A 9,665-nucleotide genomic window follows, 5' to 3' on the forward strand; every position below is an offset into this window, starting at 1 on the left:
GGGTTATGCGGCACGATGCGATACGAGGCACCCATCCTGCGCGAGGACCGCTGGCCGGGCAGCCGATCGGCTCCGGACCGGACAGCGATACCCTGCGGGAACGGGTACGACGGTTCCTCCGCGAGAGCCTTCCGGCGGATTGGCGCGGCGTCGGCGCACTGAGCGAACAGCAACGCTCGGTGTTCCTGCCCGCCTGGCGGGATACCCTGCGGGCGAGCGGATACCTGGGCATCTCGTGGCCGGTCCAGTACGGCGGCGCCGGACTGTCGGTACTGGAACAGTGTGTGGTCCAGGAAGAGTTCGTCCTCGCCGGCGTACCACTGTTGCCGCTGCCGAACGATCCCTTCGGGTTCTCGCTCATCGGTCCCACCCTGCTCAGGTGGGGGACGGAGGAACAGAAGCGCTTCTTCCTCCCGCGGATACTCTCCGGCGAGCATCGCTGGGCGCAGGGATATTCCGAGCCCGAAGCAGGCAGCGATCTGTTCGGCCTGCGGACCTCCGCCGAGGTGGTGGACGACGAGTGGGTGATCAATGGGCAGAAGGTGTGGCAGACAGCCGGGGACACCGCGAACTGGATCTTCACCCTGACGCGCACCGAACCGGACCGACCCGGATCTCGCGGGTTGTCGCTGTTGCTGATCCCCATCGATCAGGCCGGGGTCGAGGTCCGGCCGATCCGTACGATGACCGGTCACAGCGAGTTCTGCGAGGTGTTCTTCTCGGATGCCAGAACAGCCATCGGCAATGTGGTGGGTGAACGTGGTGACGGAGCACGTGTGGCGCTGACACTGCTCGGCTACGAACGCGGCGCGGCCTCCGGAGCCGCCTACGCCGGGTACCGGGTCGAACTCGATCGGCTGGTCGGCCTGATTGCCGACCGTGGGCTTCAGGACGATCCCTTGATCCGTCAGCGAGTCGCCCGGTGCTGGTCGAAGGTCGAGATCACCCGTCTACTCGGGCTCGAGATCATGTCCGCGATCGTATCCGGCGCAGCACCGGACGCGGAATCGTCGCTGATCAAACTCTTGCTCAGCGAACACCATGCCGAACTGACCGAGCTGGCCACCGACATCCTGGGAATGGATGTCCTGCTCGTCGGTGGTGACGGCGCCGCGGCGGAGATCGGCCCCGACCCACTCGGCGCGCCGAACAGCCCCGCCGCCTGGCAACAGAAGTTCCTGACAGCACGGGCAGGCACGATCTACGGGGGATCCAGTCAGATCCAGCGGAACACACTCGGCGAACAACTGCTGGGTCTGCCCCGCGAACCACGTGCCGTGAGGAGCCGAGGATGACGCCGGCCCTCGACGCGGAGCAGACCACGCTGCGCGATACGCTCCGCGCCTTGCTGTCCAAGTACTCGTCATCGGCACACATCCGTACTGCGATCGGTACATCCGCAGGCTACGACACCGGACTGTGGCGGCGACTGGTCGGGGATCTCGGGCTGACCGCGATCGGAATTCCCGAGGAATACGGCGGGACCGGGGCGAATATCGTCGACCTTGCTGTCGCGGCCGAGGAACTCGGACGCGCACTCACCCCCGCACCTTTCCTGTCGTGTGCAATCGCCATCCAGCTGCTGCTCGCGGCGGATGCCGCCTCGACGCACGTACCCGCACTCGTCGGAGGGACCGCCACGGCGACAGTCGCGCTGGTGGAACAGTCCGGTGACTGGTCCATGGGTGGCCAGTCCACCACCGCACGCTTCGTGGGGGGCGCCTGGCTGGTCTCCGGCGCGAAATCGTTCGTCACCGACGCCGCCGTCGCCGATCTCTTCCTGGTCCGGGCACAGACGCCCGATGGAGCGACGATCTTCGCGGTCCGACGTGGAGACGAGGTCTCGTTCGTGGACTCGAATGCCCTCGACCCCACTCGCAGGCTGTCGACGCTCCGGCTGCGCGACGCACCGGGTGAAATCATCGGCGACGTCGGAGCGGCCGATGCGATCCTCGAACGGTTCCTTCCGGTGGCTGCCGTCGTCATCGCCTGCGAGCAGCTCGGCGGTGCCGAACGATGCCTCGACATGGCGGTGGATCATGCGAAGACGCGCCACCAGTTCGGCCGTCCGATCGGCTCCTTCCAGGCCATCAAACACCTCCTCGCCGACCGGCTGCTCGACAACAGATCCGCCGCTGCCGCAACGTATGCGGCTGCGCGGGCGGCGGATCGTCCCGGCCGCGAGTTCCACGCACTCGCCGGCCTGTGCAAGTCGGTCGCCTCGGAGGCATTTCTGGCCGCGGCGAAAGCCAATGTCCAGGTGCACGGCGCCATCGGATTCACCTGGGAACACGACGCGCACCTGTACCTCAAGCGCGCAATCGGCTCCCGAGTGTTCTTCGGCTCGCCCGAGTACCACCGCGAGAAGATCGCGTCGCATCTTTTCGGCCCACCGCAGGAGGATCGGTAGTGACCAGCACGGACCAAGGACCCACACCACTGATCGGGCGCGGTATGACAATGAGCGATATCGTCGCCCGCCACGCTCGAATCCGACCCCGCGACGAGGTGATCGTCGGGTGCGGCAGCCGACGAACGTATCGCGAGCTGGACAGTCGGGTGAATCGCCTCGCCGATGTCCTCCGCGGCCTGGGCGTCGCCACGGGCGACCGAGTCTGCGTGCTGGGGACCAACAGCATCGAAGTCGTCGAGAGCTGGCTGGCCGCCCAACGCCTGGGTGCCATCGTGGTCCCGATCAATTTCCGTCTCGTTGCCGAGGAAATCGCCTACCTCTTCCGCGATAGCGAGCCGAAGGCTCTCGTCACCGACGCTGCCCTCCGAACGACCGCCGCCACGGCTGCGACACTCGCCGGTATCGCGATCCCTTTCGTCACCATCGGTGACGAATACGAGGACCTCCTCGCTGTCGCGCGCAACGATATCGCCATCCAGGACATCCCCGACGACACGGCCGCATTCATCATGTACACCTCGGGCACCACAGGTGCGCCGAAGGGAGCGGTACTCACCCACCGCAACCTGTTACTGCATGCCTTCAGCTCGATATTGGCGCTCGGCGGCACCGACGGTTATCAGGTGAGCATGTCCGCGGCACCGCTGTTCCACATCGCCGGGCTCTCGGGAATGCTTCCTACTCTGATCATCGGCGGAACTGTCGTGATCCCACCCTCCGGCGGGTTCGACGCGCGCGCAGTGTTGGATATCCTCGAACAGGAAAAAGTGACCTCCTGTTTCATGGTGCCCGCGCAATGGCAAGCTGTATGCGACGTCCCCGAACTCGGTTCCTACACGCTCTCCGCGTTGCGCCGGGTTTCGTGGGGCGCGGCCCCGGCTTCCCGCACACTTCTGCGCCGAATGATCGACCTGTTCCCCCACGCCGATGTCTGCTCCGCCTTCGGGCAGACCGAATGCAGCCCGGTCACCACCCACCTGCGAGGCGAGGACTCGGTCCGCAAGCTGGGTTCCGTGGGCACCCCGATCCCACATGTCGAGGTGCGGGTCGTCGACGACGAGATGAACGATGTGCCGCACGGTGAGGTCGGCGAAATCGTCTACCGAGGCCCCATGGTCATGCAGGGTTATTGGAACAAACCCGACGCGACACGCGACGCTTTCCGAGGCGGTTGGTTCCATTCCGGAGATCTGGTCCGTCAGGACGCGGACGGCTACTTCTACGTCGTCGACCGCAAGAAGGACATGATCATCTCCGGTGGCGAGAACATCTACTGCGCTGAGGTCGAGAACACCCTCGCCACCCACCCGAAGATCGCCGAGGTCGCGGTCATCGGCGTACCGGACCCCAAATGGGGGGAGACACCGATCGCGATCATCGTGCCCTCCGTTCCGGCCGATCCCCCGACCGACAGCGAAGTAGAAGCCTTCAGCCGCGACAACCTTGCTGGATACAAGCGTCCCAAACGGGTGGTCATCGTGGACGCGCTGCCTCGCAACGCCGGGGGCAAGGTGCTGAAGAACGAATTACGCGCCGCGTACGCCGGTGGCCGCTTCGAAGCGACCGACGCCGACGATCGGACTGTACAGCAGACTTCTGTAGCGGATCGTTCACCGACCGCGGATGGCCGGTGAACTCGCCGTCACTGAAGCATGCTGTTCGCACCCGCACCCCAAGGCGCACAGTGAGGTAGCAGACGATTGCACCGTCGGCGCCGTGGCCGATCCAGGTCGAATTACTACCGTCAACCAATGCTTCTCGTAATGCCCCAGATCCGTCCGTGGGCAGGGAGAAACCGCTGGGCGCCGGGCTCGCAGCAGTAGCGGAACCGGCCGCTCGACGGGCAACCGCCTCGGCCTCCACCCCCGCCAACCTCACGGCGGACGACACCACCAGCTTGCGCCTACTCCACAAGCGCAACAAAGAGAACTGGATCCGGCACGATTTGCGTGATCGCCCCGGCCTGGGTTGCCCACGGGTGCTTGATGGTCGATCATGTCGCCGGTGTTCTGATTCCGGACCACTCACGGTCTTGTTCCCGTATCCGGACGGACTGCAGATCGACGGCATGACCTCGACCGGGCCTCGAGTGAATGTGGGCGCAGCATGCGGCTGTCGTGAATATCGGCACCGGTGACCGTGGTGACCAGCGGGATTTGCGTTCGCGTCGGAGAGCCGGTGGATCTTCGACCCATACTTGCGCCGGTCGACCGGGTTGCGCCCGGTCAGCGATCCCCTTGCGGCCCGCACGCTCGCCGAGTCCACGATCGCTGCCGACCAGTCCAGTTCACCGCCGCCGCCGAGCCGATCCAACACTTCACGGTGCAGCCGGTCGAAGAACCCGGCGGCGGCCCACGTGCAGAACCGAGGGTGCGCGGTCGGCACGCTCACCCCGAATGCCGGCGGCAGCTGCCGCCACGCGCACCCGCTGGGTCGGCACGAACACGATCGCGGTGAATACCGCGCGGTCATCGGCCGGCGCGGTGCCACCACCTGCCTGCGCGCAGCGGACTTCGGTATCAGTGGTTCGGCAATATCCCACCACGCATCGCCGAACCGGACGACGAGCCAGAGCGTCCATCGCTGACCACGTATACGGCATAACCACTTCCGTACACATGAGAGTCCTCTAGAGTGTGGCCATGGAATCACTGTATGACCACGTGGGCGGCGCCGAAGCGATTCACCGGCTCGAAGAAGTATTCTACGCAAAGGTTTTGGTCGACCCGCAGTTGCACCGCTTGTTCCCCGAGCGGGTATCCACCCACGTCGATCATCTGACCGCATTCACCAGTGAAACGTTCGGCGGCCCGGACGCATTCAGCCGGGATCTCGGCTTCCAATACCTGATCGATATCCACCGGGGCCTGAAGATCACCGAGGAGGAGCGGCAGCGGTTCGTCGAGCTCTACCTGGAGGCAGCCACCGAAGTCGGCTTCCCCGACGACCCGCCGTTCAGACAGGCATTTCTCGAGCACCTGGACTTCGGCTCGCGTGTCGCCATGCAGAACTCGAACGCCGAAACCGACGATCAACTGCATCCGCTGCGCCACGTTCCGAAATGGACATGGCCGGAAGAATCCGGGTCGCACCCCGCTTAGCACGACAGTTGTAGTTAGTTACTGTGTAATCATTTTCGCTGGTAGCGGAGTTGTCGTGCGTGTGTTTGATGTCGTCGGCGCCAGTGGCAAGCGGCGAGAGCGTGGGTGAGGGCGTGGGCGGGTGGAGCACTATCGCCAGGAGACGGTGGATTTCGGCGACTGTGATCCGGCCCGGCCCGCGTGGGCTTTTGGGTCGGTGACGGCGAGGAAGGCGTGGGCGAGCATGGCCAGGGTGATGTGCCGGTACCAGGCGTTGTATTCGCGGACCTGGTAGTGGTCGAGGCCTCACTGGTCCTTGGCGGCCTGGAAGCATTCCTCGACCGCCCACCTGACACCGGCCGCGGCGACGGCCTGTTCCGGGTGGCGGTGCCGGGATGAAAGCACAGTTGGTAGGCAATATCGGTCGGGTCGTCCAGGCTGCGGCGAGCCGGCAGCGTGCGGACGAATCCGACCGGGAGGTCGCCGAAACAGGGCAGTGTGGCCCAGGCCCAGTCGTATTCGCGTTCACCGCGCTCACCGAGCCCTGCCGACACTCGGTGCCATGCGTCGATATCCGACCGCCATCCGCTAACTTCTCGGCTCAGGAGAAATCCTGGATACCACTGGTTCCGACCGCTCCCGCGAATATGGCCCGCTCGGTGCCCTTCCGCATCCCGAGTGAACGAACCGTCACCCACGCACGAGCCCACCGGCTGGTTTCACCTGTTCGCCAGCCCACTCCGCACCAAAGTGCGGTCGAGAGCGGCAAGAAGCATTTCGATATCGGATTCTTCCATCGGCGCAGTGACGGTACCGAGGGCCGATTTGAACATCAGTATTCCCTGGTTGTACATGGTCGTGGTCAGCAATGAAGTGATCTTTCGATCCGAAGTCGATGCAGTGTCGAAATCGACCACGGGCTCCGGCGTCCAATGGAGACCGAAAAAGTGGGCAATACCGGTAACCTGCAAGGGCACACGTCGCTTGGCTGCGATCTCGAATACCCCCGCACGCAATTGTTCGCCGAGAGAGACCAAATGCTCATGGACAGCGGGCGTGAGTGCACGCAGTTGAGCCAACCCTGCCGCAAGCGTTACGGGTATACCGCCGAGCGTGGTCCCGTGGCGCATCTGGGTAGCCGGGTCCAGGACGGGGTCCACCAGGCTCATGATCTCGGCGCGTCCACCGTACGCGCCCAAGGGGAGTCCTCCTCCGATTGCTTTACCGAGGGTGGTGAGATCCGGTTGAATGCCGAACCAGCTCTGGGCGCCGCCAGGCCCTACAGGAAAAGTGACGACCTCGTCGAAGATCAGCACGATGTCGTGGCGTTGCGTGACGGCACGCAGGCGGACGAGGAAGTCGTGAGTTGCCGCCACCATCCCGCTACCGCCGAGGACCGGCTCGACGATCACGGCAGCGAGCTCCTTCGCGTGCCGGACGATGATTTCCTCGGCGGCGTCAGGGTCGTTGTAGGGCAGGATGACAACAGCGTCCTCCGCTCCGGGGATCAGCCCCGGGGGAACGAGGTCGGGATCCGCGAACCGTCCATTCGCGATGAGCGACAGGTCATGCGTTCCGTGATATCCACCCCTCATCTTCGCGATCTTCCCACGGCCCGTGAAGGCCCGCGCCAGCCGTAGCGCGGTCATCGTGGCCTCGGTTCCCGAAGCAGTGAATCGAATCCGTTCGAGCGAGGGGATTCTCGTGTTGAGTTCGGCCGCCATTTCATACCCGAGCGAGATATGGGGCGAACAGAACGTGGTGCCGGCGCCGAGCTGCTTCACCGTCGCACTGAATACTTCCGGATGCACATGCCCCAGCGGTAGTAGCCAGTCACCGGACATGACATCGAGGTATTTGTTTCCGTCGGCATCCCACACGTAGGCGCCCTCGGCGCGCTCGAAGTAGACCGGATAAGGACTCAGGAATCCGAGCCCACCCGGCACTCCCCCCGGAATCAGGCCCCGCGATCGTTCGAACGCTGCTTTCGAGTTGGGGGTTCGTCGCAAGAATTCCTGCTCGACTCCGGATGCCCACGCATCCAGCGCAGAGCGGTCAGCGGTTATGGCCTCGGCTGCCCGGTCCGAATGTGCGGCCAATTCGTCGGCAACGCCGGTCATCGTATCCTCCGTAGGTTGTCAGGCGGCCGCAGGACGGCCAGGGTGGACTGATCACCCTTTGTGCGTTTGCGGTTCCCCGAGGCCGGTCGTACGGCTCCCCGAACGCATCACCGGTTGTTGGTAAGCACGCGCCATAAGCAGTCGCCTGCTTACCGAGACAACGGCGCCGACCACGCGTCCCGCGTCGGGACAACCGAGTCCTCGACTCCACGCCGACGGGCCGACTTGATCACGGAGACTTCCCGAAGGAACCACTTCAACTACCTTACCAATAAACTATATATTAGTTGAGTAAAAATATGAGAAATACTGGTGCACAACGGGAAACAAGGCACATCGCTCGAGTCAGGATGAAGCAATGGCGCCGGGCTCCCGGGATGACGACGGTTCTGGACAGTTCATCTACGACCGGTCTGCTGCTCCCGGGAGCAATACCGAAGACTCTGCCGCTCCCCCGTTTCCGCGGACTCCACGATGGCGTCGAGCAGGCGGTGACGCCGCACGCCGTGCTCGAAATCGGGCAGGTTCGCCGTGCCACTATCAATGTCCTCCAATAGCAGCGCATACGCGTTCGCGAGGTTGGCGGCGGGATCGCCCGGACGGTTACGGAATTGTGGGACCAAGTGGTACTCCCCAGGCACGGGGAGCTCGGCCAACTCGGCGGCGGATCCTCGGGCTCCGCGCAGGGTGACCGGGGCCAGCTGCAGGTGACCGTGATTTCCGGTCAAGATCAGGTCCCCCTCGGTTCCGTTGATCTCCCAGTGGAAGTTGGTGGCACGAGAGCGACCACCCCGGAAGTGCACCGAGACGATCGCACCGCTGTCCAGCACCCCGTGCACGGCAACCTGATCGTCTGTGGTCATCGGCACCGAAGTGTCGGTTCCCGGCTCCGTCACCGCCGGACGGCGATTGGCCAGTACGGCGCCGACTTCGACGAACTCACCCAGGCACATGGTCAGCGCGTCGACCGCGTGCCCGAACGGGATGGCGAGCATGGTCGACCCGCCGCCCCGATCGAGCAGATAGCTCGCGCGCGGATCGGTTTCGGCTCCCCACGCCATTCCGGACGCGACGACGGTACTCGACAGAACTTCCCCGACCCAACCGGATCGGACGAGGTCACGGAGGTAGCGGATCACCGGAGCGGACCGGGCCTGCAGCCCGAGCACCGCGCGCACACCGTACTGCCGTGCAGCGGCGGCGAGAGTCACGGCCTCCGCACCCGAAACCGCCAGAGGCCATTCGCAGTAGGCGTCCTTCCCCGCCTCCATCAATGGGAGAAGGACCTCCCAATGCTTGGCGGCCTGCACGGCGATCACGGCCAGGTCGACCTCGTCGCAGCGGGCCATCTCCGCGGCGGAGGCGAAGGTGCGCGGGATGCCGTAGCGGTCGCCGGCCGCCGCGGCGGACTCGGCCGAGCTCGCACACAGCGCGGTGACGCGGTAGCGGCCCAGCGCGCCCAGCGCCGGGAGGTGGCCCCGTGCCGCCCACCCGCCCGTCGCGCTCAGTCCGACCACGCCCACGCGCACATCCGCGTGTTCGGATTCGGTTGCTTTCGCCATCACATCTCCACGACTCGGGCCGGCAGGGACCGGCGGCCATGCTCAGGAGAGCCCGAGCGGAGCGTACGGACCGTCGAGGAACAGCTCGGTCTGGCCGGCGCCGGTCCACTCCCTACCGTCCGGCGCGACGGTGCGAGTGTGCACCAGGTATTCCTTACCGATGAGGCCGTGCTGCACAATGCCGTCGTGTCGGACGTGATCGAACGGCTGAACACTCACGTCGAACTCGTCCCACTCCAGGGTGACCCCGGGACCGTGGTAGGTGCACATCGAGCCGCCGTCCTTCCACGAGCCGGCCTGGTATCCGATGGCGGTCGGGTGGTCTGGTGGACGGGGAACTCGTCGTAGGGACTGAGCACGGTCGCCTCCCATGGCGTTCGGAGCACTGCACTTCTGCGGATCGGCCCTTGATCCCGGCATGCTCATCAAATACTCTAACCACAAATAGTATATCTATCGTAGATATTGTCAGACCTGGTTGGACCCGCCG

The 9,665-nt window shown here is 64.8% G+C and carries 7 protein-coding genes and 2 pseudogenes; 4 read left to right on the forward strand and 5 right to left on the reverse strand.

The annotated features are described in order from the left end of the window. Positions 1-5: 5 nt before the first annotated feature. Genes ON20_RS29950 through ON20_RS29960 form a run of 3 tightly spaced genes read left to right on the forward strand, consistent with a single transcriptional unit; the run spans position 6 to position 4,047 of the window. Positions 6-1,295 (forward strand): acyl-CoA dehydrogenase family protein, encoded by a 1,290-nt coding sequence (locus ON20_RS29950; protein WP_083865479.1) that lies wholly within the window; start codon positions 6-8, stop codon positions 1,293-1,295. Then, positions 1,292-2,410 carry an acyl-CoA dehydrogenase family protein gene (locus tag ON20_RS29955; protein ID WP_040841336.1) on the forward strand — a complete coding sequence of 373 codons (1,119 nt, stop codon included), beginning with the start codon at positions 1,292-1,294 and terminating at the stop codon, positions 2,408-2,410. The genes ON20_RS29950 and ON20_RS29955 overlap by 4 nt, the downstream gene beginning before the upstream one ends. Positions 2,411-2,454: 44 nt before the next feature. Continuing rightward, complete coding sequence (locus ON20_RS29960; RefSeq protein ID WP_083865483.1) at positions 2,455-4,047, forward strand: long-chain-fatty-acid--CoA ligase; 1,593 nt, start codon at positions 2,455-2,457, stop codon at positions 4,045-4,047. Between the two features lie 748 nt (positions 4,048-4,795). On the opposite strand, the pseudogene ON20_RS40760 reads toward ON20_RS29960, so the two are convergent. Then, positions 4,796-5,065, reverse strand: a pseudogene (locus tag ON20_RS40760) (hypothetical protein); the annotation flags it as partial. Between ON20_RS40760 and ON20_RS29970 the strand changes: the two are divergent. Continuing rightward, entirely contained in the window at positions 5,056-5,514 is a 459-nt protein-coding gene (locus ON20_RS29970; RefSeq protein ID WP_040841340.1) for a group II truncated hemoglobin, read from the forward strand. The pseudogene ON20_RS40760 and the gene ON20_RS29970 sit on opposite strands and share 10 nt — an antisense overlap. Before the next feature lie 195 nt (positions 5,515-5,709). Here the strand turns inward: ON20_RS29970 and ON20_RS37065 are convergent. The 4 genes and pseudogenes from ON20_RS37065 to ON20_RS29990 form a co-directional block, all read right to left on the reverse strand. Further along, positions 5,710-5,862 (reverse strand): annotated as a pseudogene (locus tag ON20_RS37065) (IS701 family transposase); the annotation flags it as partial. A gap of 350 nt (positions 5,863-6,212) precedes the next feature. Further along, positions 6,213-7,613 (reverse strand): aspartate aminotransferase family protein, encoded by a 1,401-nt coding sequence (locus ON20_RS29980; RefSeq protein WP_051163634.1) that lies wholly within the window; start codon positions 7,611-7,613, stop codon positions 6,213-6,215. 398 nt (positions 7,614-8,011) lie between these two features. Beyond that, positions 8,012-9,175, reverse strand: a complete 1,164-nt coding sequence (locus ON20_RS29985; protein WP_051163635.1) for a Gfo/Idh/MocA family protein — start codon at positions 9,173-9,175, stop codon at positions 8,012-8,014. A 42-nt stretch (positions 9,176-9,217) separates the two neighbouring features. After that, positions 9,218-9,445: a hypothetical protein gene (locus ON20_RS29990; protein WP_040841344.1), complete on the reverse strand. Its 228-nt coding sequence runs from the start codon at positions 9,443-9,445 to the stop codon at positions 9,218-9,220. Positions 9,446-9,665 lie beyond the last annotated feature (220 nt).

The organism is Nocardia brevicatena NBRC 12119, assembly GCF_000308495.1.
In the GTDB taxonomy this organism is placed as follows: domain Bacteria; phylum Actinomycetota; class Actinomycetes; order Mycobacteriales; family Mycobacteriaceae; genus Nocardia; species Nocardia brevicatena.

What these genes read in the sequence shown, in the direction of transcription:
- ON20_RS29950 (WP_083865479.1), top strand. Translation starts at nt 6, where the DNA reads ATGCGGCACGATGCGATACGAGGCACCCATCCTGCGCGAGGACCGCTG.
- ON20_RS29955 (WP_040841336.1), top strand. Translation starts at nt 1,292, where the DNA reads ATGACGCCGGCCCTCGACGCGGAGCAGACCACGCTGCGCGATACGCTC.
- ON20_RS29960 (WP_083865483.1), top strand. Translation starts at nt 2,455, where the DNA reads ATGACAATGAGCGATATCGTCGCCCGCCACGCTCGAATCCGACCCCGC.
- ON20_RS29970 (WP_040841340.1), top strand. Translation starts at nt 5,056, where the DNA reads ATGGAATCACTGTATGACCACGTGGGCGGCGCCGAAGCGATTCACCGG.
- ON20_RS29980 (WP_051163634.1), bottom strand. Translation starts at nt 7,613, where the DNA reads ATGACCGGCGTTGCCGACGAATTGGCCGCACATTCGGACCGGGCAGCC.
- ON20_RS29985 (WP_051163635.1), bottom strand. Translation starts at nt 9,175, where the DNA reads ATGGCGAAAGCAACCGAATCCGAACACGCGGATGTGCGCGTGGGCGTG.
- ON20_RS29990 (WP_040841344.1), bottom strand. Translation starts at nt 9,445, where the DNA reads ATGTGCACCTACCACGGTCCCGGGGTCACCCTGGAGTGGGACGAGTTC.